This is a genomic window from Undibacter mobilis (assembly GCF_003367195.1).
Taxonomy (GTDB): Bacteria; Pseudomonadota; Alphaproteobacteria; order Rhizobiales; family Xanthobacteraceae; genus Pseudolabrys; species Pseudolabrys mobilis.
The window spans coordinates 501546-517557 of sequence record NZ_QRGO01000001.1 but is presented as its reverse complement, the minus strand read 5'-3'; the positions used below and the strand labels follow the sequence as shown (position 1 = coordinate 517557).

The 16012-nt window shown below is 65.0% G+C and carries 15 protein-coding genes; 12 read left to right on the top strand and 3 right to left on the bottom strand.

From position 1 onward, the window contains the following. Window positions 1-17 precede the first annotated feature (17 nt). Window positions 18-620, top strand: coding sequence for an SCO family protein (locus DXH78_RS02415; protein WP_115515564.1), 603 nt, complete (start codon window positions 18-20; stop codon window positions 618-620). On the opposite strand, the gene DXH78_RS02410 is transcribed toward DXH78_RS02415, so the two are convergent. Beyond that, window positions 571-2601: a glycosyltransferase family 2 protein gene (locus DXH78_RS02410; protein ID WP_210209495.1), complete on the bottom strand. Its 2031-nt coding sequence runs from the start codon at window positions 2599-2601 to the stop codon at window positions 571-573. The genes DXH78_RS02415 and DXH78_RS02410 overlap by 50 nt on opposite strands. A gap of 167 nt (window positions 2602-2768) precedes the next feature. Here DXH78_RS02410 and DXH78_RS02405 point away from each other — a divergent pair, with 167 nt between their 5' ends. The 5 genes from DXH78_RS02405 to DXH78_RS02385 all read left to right on the top strand — a co-directional run bounded on the left by DXH78_RS02405 (window position 2769) and on the right by DXH78_RS02385 (window position 6390). Continuing rightward, window positions 2769-2963: a twin transmembrane helix small protein gene (locus DXH78_RS02405; protein WP_115515562.1), complete on the top strand. Its 195-nt coding sequence runs from the start codon at window positions 2769-2771 to the stop codon at window positions 2961-2963. Between the two features lie 19 nt (window positions 2964-2982). Continuing rightward, window positions 2983-3555 carry a cob(I)yrinic acid a,c-diamide adenosyltransferase gene (locus tag DXH78_RS02400; protein ID WP_115515561.1) on the top strand — a complete coding sequence of 191 codons (573 nt, stop codon included), beginning with the start codon at window positions 2983-2985 and terminating at the stop codon, window positions 3553-3555. A gap of 96 nt (window positions 3556-3651) precedes the next feature. Beyond that, window positions 3652-4413 (top strand): electron transfer flavoprotein subunit beta/FixA family protein, encoded by a 762-nt coding sequence (locus DXH78_RS02395; RefSeq protein WP_115515560.1) that lies wholly within the window; start codon window positions 3652-3654, stop codon window positions 4411-4413. A 2-nt stretch (window positions 4414-4415) separates the two neighbouring features. Continuing rightward, on the top strand, window positions 4416-5360 hold the full coding sequence (locus DXH78_RS02390; RefSeq protein WP_115515559.1) for an electron transfer flavoprotein subunit alpha/FixB family protein: 945 nt from the start codon (window positions 4416-4418) through the stop codon (window positions 5358-5360). A 148-nt stretch (window positions 5361-5508) separates the two neighbouring features. Then, window positions 5509-6390: a 3-hydroxybutyryl-CoA dehydrogenase gene (locus tag DXH78_RS02385; RefSeq protein WP_115515558.1), complete on the top strand. Its 882-nt coding sequence runs from the start codon at window positions 5509-5511 to the stop codon at window positions 6388-6390. A gap of 40 nt (window positions 6391-6430) precedes the next feature. Here DXH78_RS02385 and tlpA read toward each other — a convergent pair whose 3' ends face one another. Next, on the bottom strand, window positions 6431-7111 hold the full coding sequence (gene tlpA, locus DXH78_RS02380) for a thiol:disulfide interchange protein TlpA (RefSeq protein WP_115515557.1): 681 nt from the start codon (window positions 7109-7111) through the stop codon (window positions 6431-6433). A gap of 61 nt (window positions 7112-7172) precedes the next feature. Here tlpA and argH point away from each other — a divergent pair, with 61 nt between their 5' ends. From argH to DXH78_RS02360, 4 genes are all read left to right on the top strand, one after another. Further along, window positions 7173-8564 (top strand): argininosuccinate lyase, encoded by a 1392-nt coding sequence (gene argH / locus DXH78_RS02375; protein WP_115515556.1) that lies wholly within the window; start codon window positions 7173-7175, stop codon window positions 8562-8564. A 71-nt stretch (window positions 8565-8635) separates the two neighbouring features. Then, window positions 8636-8908, top strand: coding sequence for an LPS translocon maturation chaperone LptM (lptM, locus tag DXH78_RS02370; RefSeq protein ID WP_168192684.1), 273 nt, complete (start codon window positions 8636-8638; stop codon window positions 8906-8908). Between the two features lie 22 nt (window positions 8909-8930). After that, window positions 8931-10196 carry a diaminopimelate decarboxylase gene (gene lysA / locus DXH78_RS02365; RefSeq protein WP_115515554.1) on the top strand — a complete coding sequence of 422 codons (1266 nt, stop codon included), beginning with the start codon at window positions 8931-8933 and terminating at the stop codon, window positions 10194-10196. A gap of 139 nt (window positions 10197-10335) precedes the next feature. Next, complete coding sequence (locus tag DXH78_RS02360; protein WP_347337751.1) at window positions 10336-12930, top strand: TIGR02302 family protein; 2595 nt, start codon at window positions 10336-10338, stop codon at window positions 12928-12930. A gap of 168 nt (window positions 12931-13098) precedes the next feature. Here the strand turns inward: DXH78_RS02360 and DXH78_RS02355 are convergent, their stop codons facing one another. Continuing rightward, window positions 13099-14073: an MJ0042-type zinc finger domain-containing protein gene (locus tag DXH78_RS02355; protein WP_115515553.1), complete on the bottom strand. Its 975-nt coding sequence runs from the start codon at window positions 14071-14073 to the stop codon at window positions 13099-13101. Between the two features lie 222 nt (window positions 14074-14295). Between DXH78_RS02355 and ftsE the strand changes: the two genes are divergently transcribed. Together ftsE and DXH78_RS02345 are read left to right on the top strand one after the other, a co-directional pair. Next, the gene (gene ftsE, locus DXH78_RS02350; protein WP_115515552.1) at window positions 14296-14955 is read left to right on the top strand and encodes a cell division ATP-binding protein FtsE; all 660 of its coding nucleotides are present in this window, start codon (window positions 14296-14298) and stop codon (window positions 14953-14955) included. A 5-nt stretch (window positions 14956-14960) separates the two neighbouring features. Continuing rightward, on the top strand, window positions 14961-15926 hold the full coding sequence (locus DXH78_RS02345) for a cell division protein FtsX (protein ID WP_115515551.1): 966 nt from the start codon (window positions 14961-14963) through the stop codon (window positions 15924-15926). The last annotated feature ends 86 nt before the right edge of the window (window positions 15927-16012 follow it).

Sequence of the window (16012 nt, the reverse complement as noted above, 5' to 3'; positions counted from 1 at the left end):
ATGGAAAATTCCTGTCTATGTCGACGTCCCGATCCACTCACTTGCTGCTCGTTCTGGCGGCATTCCTCACCGGTCTCGTCGTGTTTCTGGGGGCGCTTTGGTACGCCACCGGCAATTTCGGCAACAATGTCGTCGCGACCGGTTCGACGGTCGGCGGCCCCTTCAAGCTGATCAACCAGAACGGCCAGCCGATTACGGACGAAGACTTCAAGGGCAAACCGCTTCTGGTGTTCTTCGGCTTCACGCATTGTCCCGACGTCTGCCCCACGACCTTGTTCGAGGTGTCGGAGGTGTTCAGGGTGCTCGGCAAGGATGCCGATCGCGTCAATTCGTTGTTCATCTCGGTCGATCCCGAGCGCGATACGCCGGCGACGATGAAGGACTATCTGTCGAGCTTCGATCCGCGCATGACGGCGGCGACTGGCGATCGGCCAGCGATCGAGGCGGCGGAGAAAGCCTACCGGGTTTACGCCAAGAAAATTCCGACCAAAGGCGACGACTACACCATGGACCACACCGCCATCGTCTATCTGATGGACAAGCAGGGCCGCTTCGTCGCACCGTTCAATCTCAAGCGCTCGCCCGAAGAGGCGGCGGCCGATCTGCGGAAGTTTTTATAGTCCGTTCGTCGACGGCTGGCAGTTCGCCGCGGCGTTTGGCGCTGCTGAGGCTGCGGTCGAGTTCCGTGAGGGCTTGCACCATGCGCGTGGCGCGGCGTGAGGACCGCGCCAGCCCGTGATCGGTTTTCTCCCAGGCAAACGGCGCCGCGAACAGTTGATAAAACGCGCGCCATGCCGCGATCGACAGAATGATCCAGTGCAGCGGCGTGAGCATCAGCACCCAAGCCGATGACAGCAGGCCGCGGCGCGCCAGCCCCAGCCACCCGATGACGGCCGAACCCGCATAGCCCAGAATCGCCATGGCGCCGTAAAGCGCACCGACGACGATAATGGCGATCTGCTCGCCGCTCAGGGCGCTGCCGATCCGGAACGTGGTGCCGATCATCGCCGCCAGAAAAAGCGGATGGACCAGTGCGGCCAGCACGCTGCCGCCGAGCATGAGTTGGAAGGCGGTGAATCCCGTGGGTCCCATTTGCCGCCACAGCCGTCCCGGCTGGCTCATGTGGACGACCCATGTCTGCATCCAGCCTTTGAACCAGCGTGTGCGCTGGCGCAGCCAGGGGAGGCAGCGGTTCGGGGCCTCTTCATAGGTCGTGGATGCGATCATTCCGGTGCGGTAGCCGAAGCGCGCGAGGCGCATGCCGAGATCGGCGTCTTCCGTGACGTTGAAGGGATCCCAGGCGCCGATCTTGCGCAAAGTCTCGGTGTGAAAATGATTGGACGAACCGCCGAGCGGCAGCGGCAGGCCGAGCGCCGCCAGTCCCGGCATGAATACGTCAAACTGTCCGGCATATTCCGCCGTGTAATAGGCCGAGAGCCAACTGTCCTCGGAGTTGTCGATGCAAAGCCGCGCCTGCACGCAGGCCAGATCAGCAGGGCCGCTGACAAAGGCCTGCAGCGCATTGCGCAACTGATCGGGATCCGGCCGGTCTTCAGCGTCATAGACGACCGTGTAGGCGCCTCGCGCAAAAGGCAGCGCCACATTGAGCGCCTTGGGTTTGGTGCGCGGTCCGCGGGGCGGTACCGCGACGACCGTGATAGGAAACTTCGTGGCGGTAGCGAGGAGCGCTGCGCGGGTTTCCTTGTCGTCGGCTTCGATTGCAATGATGACGTCGAGTTTTTCCGGCGGATAGTCGAAGCGGCCGATCGCGGCGAGCAGGCCCGGCACCGAGGTGGCTTCGCGGTAAAGCGCGGCGATCACCGAGTACACTGGCAGTGCGGTGTCGGGGATCGGATCCGTGGGCCGTGGGCCGGGATGACGGATCAAGGCGCCGGTGAGACGTAAGACGAGCCAGGCGATAAAGGCGGCCGACAGCAAGAATTCGGCGGCGATCAGCAGTGTTGCAGGCGCAAATATCGCCGCCATGATCGTCAGAATGACGATACCGGCCGGCAATGCCATTCCGCGCGCGCGTCCGCATAATTGGGCTGTCATCGCCGGCCAGCGTAAAGCGAGATCGTTCGTTGCCGCGTCGGTCAGGGCCGCACCGCCGATGGACAGCACAAAGCGGCTGAAGGCCTCGTTTGTGGTGAGGCGAAAGCGGGCGGCGGCTGCCGGGTTGCTGCGGATCAGGTGGATCAGGCCGCGCGAGGCGTGGCCGCGGGGCGCGACGACGACGGCAACCGGCTGGTCGTCGCGACGCGACAGCGGCAACATGCCGGTGCTCGCCTTGGCGAGCAGGGCCGCGTCGTCAAGCGGGCAGTCGGCGCGACGGACCCCAGTGAGCGGCTCGAATGCAATCCCGAGTTGGGAACCCAGCGCGCGCAGATAGGTTTCCTCGCTGATCAAACGGGCGGCGATGAGTGCGCGGTCGGCGCCGACGTCCACCCGCTCGGCCCGGCGAATGGCCCAATCGAGCGTGGCGGCCGGGAGCAGCCCGGAGATGCAATCGAGTTCGGGATAGGCGGCGGTATCGATGCGCGCGCGGCCGGTTCGCGGGCCGCTCGCGCACAAGGCGCTCGGCGGCATGGAGCGGCGCACCGGTCGTTCCTCCACCATAGGCGCCATGCTTCCCCCGCCCCGAGAACCCGGCTACACGCTACAATCAAACCATGAAAAAATGCAACCTTGTGGCGAGTCATGGCTGTATGGTGTGCAGGTCTGGCCTGCTCTGGCCCGGACCGGGGGAGGGTGATAAGAGGCCGGCCATGTCGGATTTTCTCTCCCATTTTGCGGTCCCGGCCGCGATCGTTGCCGTCGGGATTGTGCTCGTGCTCGGCCTCGTCAACATGATGCGCGGCGGCTCGCCGAACCGCTCCCAGAAGCTGATGCGGCTGCGAGTCCTGCTGCAATTCGTCGCCATTGTCGTCATTATGTTGACGATCTGGGTGATGCGCGGCTGAGGCTTGAGCGAGGGTCTGAATGGTCGTCCTGAACCGCATCTACACCCGCACTGGCGACGACGGCACCACGGCGCTCGGCTCCGGCGACAGGCGCAAGAAATACGATTTGCGTGTCGAGGCTTATGGCACCCTGGACGAGGTCAATGCCGTCATCGGCCTGGTGCGGCTCCACACCGCCGCGGACAAGGCTTTCGATGCCGCGCTGGGGCGCATCCAGAACGATCTGTTCGATGTCGAAGCCGACCTGTGTTTGGCGGAGAAAGGCCCCGGCGGCGCGCGCCTGACGGTCACCGACGCGCAGGTCGATTGGGTCGAGCGCGAAATCGACCGGCTCAACGCCGATCTTGCGCCGCTCAAATCCTTCATTCTGCCTGGCGGCAGCCCGGCTTCCGCTTACCTGCATCTCGCGCGCACCGTCTGCCGGCGCGCCGAACGCGTCATGGTGAAGCTTCGCGACAATGATCAGGACGGCGTTTCGGAACCGTCGCTCAAATACGTCAACCGGTTGTCGGATTATCTGTTCGTTGCCGGCCGTTACGCCAACGATAAGGGCGCCAGCGACGTGCTCTGGGCGCCCGGGCAGAACCGTTGATACTGCTGTGCTGCAGCACAGGCGTTGACATGCCGATACGGCCGCCATTAGCTTCCGGCCGCATTCTATCTGATAGCCCCGACCGGGAAAGACATTATGAAAATTCTCGTGCCCGTTAAGCGGGTTGTCGACTACAACGTCAAAATTCGCGTCAAGGCTGACGGCTCCGGCGTCGAGCTTGCCAACATCAAGATGTCGATGAATCCCTTCGATGAGATCGCCGTCGAAGAGGCGATCCGGCTGAAGGAAGCCGGCAAGGCCACCGAAATCGTCGTGGTGTCGATCGGACCGCAGCAGGCCTCCGAGACCATCCGCACCGGTCTTGCCATGGGCGCGGATCGCGGCATCCTGGTGAAAGCCGATGGCGTGGTCGAACCGCTCGCGGTCGCCAAGATCCTCAAGGGTATCGTCGAAGCCGAACAGCCCGGCCTTGTCATCATGGGCAAGCAGGCGATCGACGACGACTCCAATCAGACCGGCCAGATGCTCGCTGCGCTGCTTGGCTGGGCCCAGGGCACATTTGCCTCCAAGCTCGCCATCGACGGCGACGGCGACGGCGACAGCGTCAGCGTCACGCGTGAGGTCGACGGCGGCCTGCAGACCGTGAAGCTCAAAGGTCCGGCCATCGTCACCACCGATCTTCGCCTCAACGAGCCGCGGTATGCATCGCTGCCGAACATCATGAAGGCGAAGAAGAAGCCGATCGAGGACAAGACCGCCGCCGACTACGGCGTCGATATCAAGCCGCGCCTCGAAGTCATCAAGACCACCGAGCCGTCGGGCCGCAAGGCCGGTGTCAAGGTCGCCTCGGTTGCCGAACTCGTCTCCAAGCTCAAGAACGAAGCGGGAGTAATCTGATCATGGCCACGCTTCTTCTCGCCGAGCACGACAACAAGTCGCTCAAGGATGCCACCCACAAGGCGCTCACCGCTGCAAAGCAACTGGGCGGCGACGTCCATGTCCTTGTCGCCGGTAAGGACGCCAAGGCCGCGGCCGATGCCGCCGCCAAGCTCGACGGCGTTGCCAAGGTGCTGCTTGCCGATGGCGCGGCCTACGAGCATCAGCTCGCCGAGCCGTTGGCGGCGCTGATCGTGTCGCTCGCGGGCAGCTACGACGCCTTCGTCGCCCCGGCGACCACCTGCGGCAAGAACGTGATGCCGCGGGTCGCCGCGCTCATCGATGTCATGCAGGTTTCCGAGATCATCAAGGTCGTGTCGCCCGATACCTTCGAGCGTCCGATCTATGCCGGCAACGCCATCCAGACGGTAAAGTCCACCGATGCCAAGAAGGTCATCACGGTGCGCACCTCGACCTTCCAGGCGGCGGGTGAAGGCGGTTCGGCTTCGGTCGAAACCGTCAACGCCGCGGCCGACCCGGGCGTGTCGTCCTTCGTCGGCGAGGAGCTGTCGAAGTCGGATCGCCCCGAACTGACTTCGGCCAAGATCATCATCTCCGGTGGCCGGGCGATGCAGAACCGCGAGAACTTCACCAAATACATCGAGCCGGTGGCCGACAAGCTCGGGGCGGCGATGGGCGCTTCGCGCGCCGCTGTCGATGCCGGCTATGCCCCGAATGACTGGCAGGTGGGCCAGACCGGCAAGGTTGTGGCGCCGGAACTCTACATCGCCGTCGGTATCTCCGGCGCGATCCAGCATCTGGCGGGCATGAAGGATTCCAAGGTCATCGTCGCCATCAACAAGGACGAAGAGGCCCCGATCTTCCAGGTCGCCGATTATGGCCTGGTGGCCGATCTGTACACGGCGCTGCCGGAATTGGCCGAGGAGTTGGGCAAGGCCGGACGTTGATACGGCCGGCCGCTGACGTTTTCGGAATGCGTGTTCAACACCGGGACCGGGCGCGTGGCGCCTTGTCCCGGTGGCGCAACGCCTCGGTTCGGCGTAAATACGGGGCGATGGGGCCGCCCCGTCAGGGACACAACAAATCGGATCAGCAATGACCGCTACTATTAAGACCGTCGGGATCATTGGCGCCGGACAGATGGGCAACGGTATCGCCCATGTGTGCGCGCTCGCCGGCTTCGACGTGAAGCTCAACGACATTTCTCCCGATCGGATCAAGGCTGGCATGGCCACGATCAACGGCAACATGGCCCGTCAGGTCTCGAAGAAGACCATCTCGGAAGACGAGCGCAAGGCGGCTCTGGCGCGCATCGGCCCGGCCGAGAAGATCGAGGATCTCGGTGCCTGCGACCTCGTCATCGAGTCGGCGGTCGAGAAGGAAGAAGCCAAGCGCAAGATCTTCGCCGATTTGTGCCCGGTCCTGAAGCCGGAGGCCATTGTTGCCTCCAACACCTCGTCGATCTCGATCACGCGTCTGGCCTCGTCGACCGACCGGCCGGAGCGCTTTATCGGGATCCATTTCATGAATCCGGTGCCGCTGATGGAGCTCGTCGAGCTGATCCGCGGCATCGCCACAGACGATGCCACTTTCGACGCCAGCAAGGTTTTTGTCACCAAGCTCCACAAGACCATCGCGGTGTCGGAAGATTTCCCGGCCTTCATAGTCAACCGCATTCTGCTGCCGATGATCAACGAAGCGATCTACACGCTGTACGAAGGCGTCGGTAACGTCGAGGCGATCGACACGGCGATGCGCCTCGGTGCGCACCATCCGATGGGGCCGCTCGAGCTCGCTGACTTCATCGGCCTCGACACCTGCCTGTCGGTCATGCAGGTGCTGCATGAGGGGCTCGCCGATTCCAAGTATCGGCCGTGCCCGCTGCTCGTGAAATATGTCGAAGCCGGCTGGCTGGGTCGCAAGACGCAACGCGGCTTCTACGATTACCGCGGCGACAAGCCGGTGCCGACGCGCTAACGGCGGCGCAACGTCGCAGTCGCGGCGGGGACACCGGCCGTCAGCCGCCGCGTTTTGCCCCGGCCATCGCCGCCTCGATCAGCTTGATGGCGTCGTCGCTCGCCCAGGCGGCGGGGCCGGCCAGGGTGCCCAGTTCGCAGCCATTGCTGTCGATCAGCATCGTCGTCGGCATGCCGAAGGCGCGGCCGGCGGCTTTCAACTCCTGAAACGCCCGGGCTTCTGGATCGGCGTAATAAGCCAGCCCGTGAATGCCGACGTCCTTGAGCCAGGCTTTCGGTTTCTCGGGGTCGCGGGTGTCGATATTGACCGCGACCACCTGGAAATCGGCGCCGCCTTTTTTCTGCTCCAGCGCTTCGAGCGTCGGCATTTCCTCGCGGCAGGGCACGCACCAGGTGGCCCACAGGTTCAGCAGCACGGTCTTGCCGCGGAAATCGTCGATGGTCTTGCGGGCGCCGGACGCGTCCTGAAACGCGAAGCCCGGCACCTTGAGCGGCGTCTTGGCCATGTTGACGGCGGCGACCTCGCCGCGCGCAAAGGGTGCGATCAGCCGGGCGAGATCGACCGCGGGCCGGCAGGCGGCGTTGGCGCCGGACGCCTCTTTATTGCCTACGAGGGTGCTGATCCCGTATACCCCGCCCAGCCCAATGGCCAAGCCGGCTATGCCTCCCGCCACGACCATGGCGAGGCGTTTCTTGGCGAAGGTTCGGGCAGCTTCGGTCATGATCGGCTTTGCATTCGGCAGGTGGGTTATGACGTCACAGAGCAGAGTTTAGAGCGACACGATGAGCAACAAAATGTGGGGCGGGCGGTTTGCCTCCGGTCCCGATGCCATCATGGAGGAAATCAACGCCTCCATCGACTTCGACCGGCATCTCTACCGCCAGGACATTGCCGCCTCCAAGGCCCATGCCGACATGCTGGCCAAGCAAGGCATCATTGCGGCGGACGATGCGAAAAAGATCGCTCACGGTCTAGACACGATCCTGTCAGAAATCGAGGGCGGAAAATTTGCGTTCAAGCGCGCGCTCGAAGACATTCACATGAACGTCGAGAGCCGGCTGACCGACATGATCGGCGCGCCGGCAGGGCGGCTGCACACCGCGCGCTCGCGCAACGACCAGGTCGCGACCGATTTCAAGCTGTGGGTGCGCGACACCATCGACACGCTTGACGCGGCGCTGAGCCTGTATCAGATCGCGCTCGCCGAGAGGGCGCTCGAACACGCCGCGACCGTGATGCCGGGCTTCACGCATTTGCAGACCGCGCAGCCGGTGACATTCGGCCACCATTTGCTGGCTTACGTCGAAATGGCGGGGCGCGATCGCGGCCGCTTTGCCGATGCGCGCAAGCGCCTCAATGAATCGCCGCTCGGTTCCGGCGCGCTCGCCGGCACCTCGTTCGATCTCGACCGCGACATGACCGCGGCGGCGCTCGACTTCGACCGGCCGACCGCCAATTCGCTCGATGCCGTGTCGGATCGCGATTTCGCGCTGGAGACGCTGGCGGCCGCTTCGATCACGGCGATGCATCTGTCGCGCTTTGCCGAAGAGATCATCATCTGGACGTCGCCGCTCACCGGCCTCGTCAAGCTGTCGGACAAATTCACGACCGGCTCGTCGATCATGCCGCAGAAGCGCAATCCGGACGCCGCCGAACTGGTACGCGCCAAGACCGGCCGCATCATCGGCGCGCTCAACGGCCTGCTGATCGTCATGAAGGGTCTGCCGCTCGCTTATGCCAAGGACATGCAGGAGGACAAGGAAGGTGTGATGGATGCGCTCTCGGCCCTCAGCCTCGCCATCGCGGCAATGGCCGGCATGGTGGGCGACCTTGTCCCCGACATGGCAAAGATGAAGAAGGCCGCGGGCGAGGGTTACGCCACCGCCACCGATCTTGCCGACTGGCTGGTGCGGACTTTCAACATTCCGTTCCGTGAGGCGCATCACATCACCGGCCGTATCGTTGCCGCTGCCTCGGCCAAGGGCGTGCCGCTGCACCGCCTCACACTCGAAGAGATGCAGGCGGTCGAGCCGAAGATCACCGGCGACGTGTTCAGCGTGCTGTCGGTGGATCGCTCGGTGAAAAGCCGCGTCAGCTATGGCGGCACCGCGCCGAAGAACGTCAAGGCGCAGGCCAAGAAGTGGTTGAAGAAACTCGCCAAAGAGCGCGCCTGAATGAGAACCGGCCAAGATTGGCCATGGTCTGCCGATTTGCTATGGTCGCGCCGTATCGAGGAGTCCTGCCTTTGAGCCTTTCCACCGAGCGATCCTTTTTCCGCCTCGCCCTCGTCGGCGCGCTGGTCGCGTCGCTGGGGCTTGCCTCCTGCGGCCGCAAGGGCCCGCTCGATCCGCCGCCCGGCGCCGCGCTGGAAGGCGCGCCGGCCGAGCAGCCGAAACAGTCCCTCAACCCCATCGCCGTGCAGCCGATGGGCGGCACGGCCCAGGGCGGCAGCAGCAACATGCTGGAGACGCCGAAAGGGCCGAAAAGAAGTATTCCGCTCGACGTCCTGTTGAACTAGCCGCCGCGCGCCCGTTAGCCCGATGAATCATTTCGACTATCGCGACGGCGTCCTCCACGCCGAGGACGTCAACCTCGTGACGCTGGCGGCCGAGGTTGGCACGCCGTTCTATTGCTATTCGACGGCAACGCTGGAGCGCCACTACAAGGTCTTCGCCGCGGCCTTCGCCGATACCGATGCGCTGATCTGCTACGCAATGAAGGCCAATTCCAACCAGGCCGTCATCAAGACTTTGGCCAGGCTGGGCGCCGGCGCCGACGTCGTCTCCGGCGGCGAGCTCAAGCGCGCCCGCGCCGCCGGCATTCCCGCGGACAAGATCATGTTCTCCGGCGTCGGCAAGACCGCGCAGGAACTGGCGCTGGCGATCGACGAAGGCATCTTCTGCATCAACATCGAGTCGGAGCCCGAGCTCGATCTGTTGTCGCAGATCGCCGCGTCCAAGGGACGCATCGCGCACGTCTCGGTGCGCGTCAATCCCGACGTCGATGCCAAGACGCACCACAAGATCGCGACCGGAAAATCCGAGAACAAGTTCGGCATTCCGATCAGCCGCGCGCGCGAGGTCTATACGCACGCCGCGAAGCTGAAGGGCATCGAGGTGTCCGGCGTCGATATGCATATTGGCAGCCAGATCATCGACCTCGATCCCTTCGCCAATGCGTTCGCGCTGATGGCCGAGTTCGTGCGCGACTTGCGCGCCGACGGCCACACCATTTCGCATGTCGATTTCGGTGGCGGCCTTGGCATTCCCTATCGCGAGAGCAACGAACCGCCGCCGCTGCCCGACGCCTATGCCGATGTGGTCAAGCGCGCGGTCAAGGATCTCGGCTGCCGCCTGATCTTCGAACCGGGCCGCCTTCTGGTCGGCAATGCCGGCATCCTCGTCACCCGCGTGCTGTTCGTGAAGCACGGCGAGGCCAAGCATTTCGTCATTGTCGATGCGGCGATGAACGACCTGATCCGGCCGACCTTGTACGAGGCCTACCACGCCATCCGCCCGGTCACGGTGCCGGCGGCCGCCGGCCCCCGCATTCGCGCCGACATTGTTGGCCCGGTTTGCGAGAGCGGCGATTTCCTCGGTCTCGACCGCGAGATGGCGGAGCCCAAAAGCGGCGATCTTCTGGCCGTCATGACGGCCGGCGCCTACGGCGCCGTTCAGGCGGGAACTTACAATACGCGGGCTTTGGTGCCGGAAGTGCTGGTCAAAGGCGCGGATTCGGCCGTAATCCGGCCCCGCCTTGAAGTTGACCAAATAATCGCGCTCGATCGCATACCGGGCTGGCTGTAGGCCAATAAAGACCTGACATTCTTGTTACGTGGCTCGGGGCTTGCTTGCTGGTAGGCTCCGGGAACGTGTTAGCCTCGTCGATGGCGAGATTCTCTGGCCCCGGTAGCGACGCGGAGTGCCTTTGGACGCAGAGGACCCTTTGAACAGCGACAAGCCGCGCACTGCGCGGTTGATGCTGGCGCGCGCGGTCCAACGCGCGCGCGGTAGCCTGTTGTGGGAGCGGCTGTGGCCGGCGCTGGCGGCGCTGGCGACCGCGCTTGGCCTGTTCCTCGCGATGTCCTGGGCGGGACTGTGGCTGGCATTGCCGCCGCTCGGCCGCGTCATCGGTCTTGTCGTCTTCGTCGCGGTCTTCGTCGTCGCCGCGATCCCGATCCTGCGTCTGCGCGTGCCGAGCGATCGCGAAGGCCTGCGGCGTCTCGACGCGGGCAGCGGTGCCATGCATCGCCCGGCCACCAGCATCGCCGACGAGATTTCCGCCAACCGCAACGATCCCGTCGCGCAGGCTTTGTGGCAGGCGCATATCGAACGCGCGCTGCTGGCGGCGAACAAGCTCAAGGCCGGCTGGCCGCAGCCCAAGCTCTCGCTGCGCGATCCGATGGCGCTGCGCGCCCTCGTTGTCTTGCTTGTCGCCGCGACCTTCATCTCCGCGGGCAGCGAGCGCTGGAAGCGCGTCACCGCCGCCTTTGACTGGAAGGGCGTGGTCGCGCCGGCCAATTTCCGCATCGACGCCTGGGTCACGCCGCCGAATTACACCGGCCGTCCGCCGGTGATGCTGCCCGGCGTGCGGCCGGGTGAAACAACGACCGTCGACCTTTCCGGTGCGCCGATTTCGGTGCCCGCCGGCAGCCAGCTTGTGGTGCGCTCGACCGGCAAGGTGTCGTTCGACATCGAACGCGCCGGCGGCATCGAAGATGTGCCGCTCGATCCGAAGACGGCGCTGCCGGCCGGCACCGAAGAGCGCCGGTTCGTCATCAAGACGGACGGCAAGGTGACCTTGCGCGGTGCGGCCTCGACCGATCCGGTGTGGAGCTTTGCCGCGATTCCCGATCGCGCGCCGACGGTGGAACTGATCAAGGATCCGGAGCGGCAGGCGCGGGGCGCGCTGCGGCTCGACTACAAGATGGAAGACGATTACGGCATCGTCGAAGGCAAGGCGATCTTCGCGCTGAAGCAAGACAAGTCGGCGACCGCCGGAAAATCGGTCGCCGACAGCAAGCGCCGTCCGCTCTTTGATGCGCCGCAATTCCCGCTGACACTGCCGCAGGCGCGCACGCGCTCGGGCGCGGCGCAGACCACGCAGGACCTCACCGAGAATCCGTGGGCCGGCAGCACGGTGACGGTGACGCTGACCGTGCGCGACGAAGGCGGCAATGTCGGCGAAAGCCAGCCGCGCGAGCTCACGCTGCCGCAGCGCATTTTCGTCAAGCCGCTGGCGCGCGCGCTCGTCGAACAGCGCCGCATTCTCGCGCTCGACGCCAACGAAAAGCCGCTGGTGCTGACCGCGCTCGATGCGCTGGCCATTGCGCCGGAGCGCTTCACGCCGGAGGCCGGCGTCTATCTCGGTCTGCGCTCGATCTTCTTCGACCTGCGCAACGCCAAGACCGACGACTCGCTGCGCGATGTCGTCGCCCGGCTGTGGCAGATGGCGCTGCAGATCGAGGACGGCAATGTCAGCCAGGCCGAGCAGGCTTTGCGTCAGGCGCAGGATGCGCTGCGCGAGGCGCTCGAACGCGGCGCCAGCGACGAAGAACTCAAGAAGCTGATGGATAATCTGCGCGCCGCGATGGACAAGTTCCTGCAGGCGCTCGCCGAGGAGATGCGCAAGAACCCGCAGGCGCAGCAACGTCCGCTCGACCGCAACACGCAAATGCTGAGCCAGCGCGATCTCAAGAGCATGCTGGATCGCATGGAGCAGATGGCGCGTCAGGGCAACCGCGATGCCGCCAAGCAGTTGCTCGATCAGCTCCAGCAGATGATGGAAAATCTGCAGATGGCCCGCCCCGGTGCCGATCAGGACCAGGGCGATCAGGACATGAATTCGGCGCTCGACGAACTGAGCGACATGATCCGCAAGCAGCAGCAGTTGCGCGACAAGACCTTCAAGGAAGGTCAGGACCAGCGCCGCCAGCAGCGCGGGCAACGCGGCCAGCAGGGCAACCAGCAGATGGGCGACCTGAAGCAGGACCAGCAGGCGCTCAAGGATCGGCTCAACAAGCTGCTCGAGCAATTGCGTCAGCGCGGCATGGGCCAGCAGCAGGGCGAGAAAGGCCAAGGCCAGAAGGGCGAAGGCCAGCAGGGCGAGGGGCAGGAGCAGGGCGATCAGGACGGGATGGGTCAGCTCGGCGATGCCGGCGAGGCGATGGGCGAGGCCGAAGGCAGTCTCGGCGACGGCAATGCCGATGGTGCCGTCGACAGCCAGGGCCGCGCGTTAGAGGCCATGCGCAAGGGCGCGCAAGGTCTTGCGCAGCAGATGCAGCAGGGACAAGGCCAGGCCGGGCCCGGCCCGAACGGCCAGCCCGGCCGCGGCCGGCAGCGCGCCGAACAAAACACCGATCCGCTCGGCCGGCCTCTGCGCGGCCGCGACTACGGCGACGACACCACGGTGAAGGTGCCGGGCGAGATCGATGCGCAGCGCGCGCGCCGCATTCTCGAAGAGTTGCGCAAGCGCTTCGGCGAAGGCTTCCGCCCGCAGCTCGAACTCGACTACATCGAGCGGCTGCTCAAGGATTTCTGAGAACGTACGCGCCTCATCCGGCTTCATCCCGGCCACAAACGCGTCACCTTAGCCACCGCCGTCGACTTCATGCGCCGCCGCACCCAACCGGCCTCATCCTGAGGAGCGTCGCTAGCGCGATGCTCTTCAGGACGATGGCGGATTTTATTCTTGACGACGATGACGGATCTACTTCAGCCCGCCGTTGACATCCTGCGTCGTGAAGAAGCGCACCAGGACATCGGCCGCATTCGCCGGCGGTGCCGCCAGCCGGCTGGTGAACGGCATCGAGTCGCCGGGACCGAGGATCGTGCGCGGCGGCTGCATGGTCCAGGTATAGACTTCCTGACCGGCCGCGGTGCGCGCGGCAAAGCGCAGCCGCGGCACATCGGCGGCCTTGCGCGACGTGTTCACGATGCGGCCTTCGATGATCAGGATCGAGACGCCGTCCTGCGTCTCCTTCGAAATCGCGATGTCCTCGAATTCGAGATTGCGCAGATTGACCGGCAAGCCGATCGCGGCGAACAGCGACGCGGTCTGCGGCAGATGGCGCACGATGTAGCTGCGTCCGCCGATCAGGGCGATGTTGAAGGCAATGAGCGCGACGATGACGGCGATCCAGCGCGACTTGCGGCCGTCCTTCTTGAGTTTGGCCTTCAGCCGCGCGCGGCGCGCCGTAAAGCTGGCGCCGTCTTCGGCGTCGTGCGGCGCCGGGCCGCTGAAGAAGGCGTTGCCGCCGTCGCCATAGGCCTCATCGTGATGCGGCGCGAGCGGCGGCGAGTCGGACACATTGATGGTGTCGGGCAGGGCGGTACCATGATCGAAGGCCTGCTCCTGGTGCGTGTCATTCTCCGGCCGCGCTTCCGTGTCGAACCCCTGTGGCTCCGGCGCGAAAGGCGATTCAGCGCGCGGCAGACTCGGAGGAGCGGATGGCGGTGCGTCGAAAACCGGTGGCGGCGGGCTTGGGGCACCCTGGGCTTCGGCCTCGGCCTCGGCGATCACGCCGTCGACGAAGGCCGATACACTCGGTGGACCGGCCGGTTTGCCCGGGGTGGCGAACCAGGTCGCCTTGCAACGCGCGCAGCGAACCGCGCGCCCGGTCGGGCCTACCGAGGCCGGGTCGATCATGTAAGACGTTGCGCAGGTCGGACAGACGATCAACATACGGTTCTGCAGCGTTTTATTGCGGTTCCGACCCTAACAGCCGACCGTTAATGGACCGGAAACCATGAGATACCGGCTTAAAGGGCCAAAACCGCCGGTGCGGCCTATGGTGGCTCGTTGATTCTCCTGTAAAAAGCAGGGTCTAACGGGATGTGACCGGCCCTTTGGGGGCTCAGGGCCGGGCTCGCGGCAGCAGAAGAAACGGCAGCAGCGGAGGCCGGCTTGGTCCGATTCGAAAATGTGGGATTGCGCTATGGGCTCGGGCCCGAGGTTCTGCGCGACCTCACCTTCCGCATCGAGCCGCATTCCTTCCAGTTCCTCACCGGGCCCTCGGGGGCCGGCAAGACCTCCCTCCTGAAGCTGTTGTTCCTGTCGCTCAGGCCCACACGCGGCCTGATCACGCAGTTCGGCCATGATGTCGCGACATTGTCCAAGGATGCGGTGGCGACCTTGCGCCGGCGCATCGGCATCGTGTTCCAGGATTTCCGGCTGCTCGATCACATGACCACTTACGAGAATGTGGCCCTGCCGCTGCGCGTGATGGGCCGTCCCGAAGAGAGCTATCGCGACGAGGTGATCGAGCTGTTGAACTGGGTCGATCTGGGCGATCGCATGTGGGCGCTGCCGCCGGTCCTGTCCGGCGGCGAAAAGCAGCGCGCCGCCATCGCCCGCGCCGTGATCGCCCGCCCGCAACTGCTGCTCGCCGACGAGCCGACCGGCAATGTCGATCCGCCGCTGGCCCAGCGCCTGTTGCGGCTGTTCATCGAACTCAACAAATCGGGCACGTCGGTCGTCATCGCGACGCACGACATCGCGCTGATGGATCAATACGACGCCCGCCGGCTCGTGCTGCACGACGGCCGGCTGCACATTTACGACTGATCGCCATGGCCGTTGCCGACGACATCGATGCCGACACGGCAACGCCGCAGCGTTTCGCGGTACCGGCGCGGCCGCGTTTCGAGACACCGGTGGTGCCGCGCAATTCGATCGCCGGGCGTGCGCTGATCGCCGTCGTCGCCATCATGACTTTCCTGGCCTCGCTGACCACCGGCGCGGTGATCTTGGTCGGACAGGCCGCCAGCGAATGGCAGTCCGATGTAGCGCGCGAGGTGACCATCCAGGTCGTGCCGGCGCCCGGCCGCGATACCGATGCGACGGTGGCCAAGGCCGCGGCGATCGCCAAGGCCTTCCCCGGCATCGCCGACGTGCGCGTGTTCTCGAAGGAAGAGTCATCGAAACTGCTCGAGCCCTGGCTGGGCAGCGGCCTGAGCCTCGGCGATCTGCCTGTGCCGCGGCTGATCGTGGTGCGTCTCGCATCCGGCGAGACCGTTGATATGGCACGGCTCAATCGCCTGCTGATCGATCAGGCGGCCGGCGCGACGCTCGACGACCACCGTGGCTGGATCGACCGCATGCGCGCCATGGCCAGTTCGGTCGTCGCCGGCGGCGTCGTCATCCTGATCCTGATGCTGGCTGCGACGGTACTGTCCGTCACCTTCGCCACGCGCGGCGCCATGGCGACGAACAGGAACGTCATTGAAGTGTTGCATCTGGTCGGTGCCAAGAACAACTTCATTGCCGGTCACTTCCAGCGCCACTTCCTCGTCATGGGTCTGCAGGGCGGTATGATCGGCGGTGGCGTCGCGGTGCTGCTCTTTGCGCTCGCCGCATTGATCGGCCGCTTCACCACCGGCACCGCCGGCGGTGACCAGAGCGCGGCGCTCTTCGGTTCGTTTTCACTGGGATTCTTTGGCTATATTGCCGTGCTCGCCCAGATCGTACTCAGCGCCGTCGTGACCGCGCTGACCTCCCGGCGCACCGTCAACAGCACGCTCGACGCGATCGACTAGATTTCAAGGGGTTTTCTAGGCCGGTTTTGCGCGTAGATCACGGCAGGCCAATAGTGCTATGCCGTCCCCGGTTTGAACGGATTTCG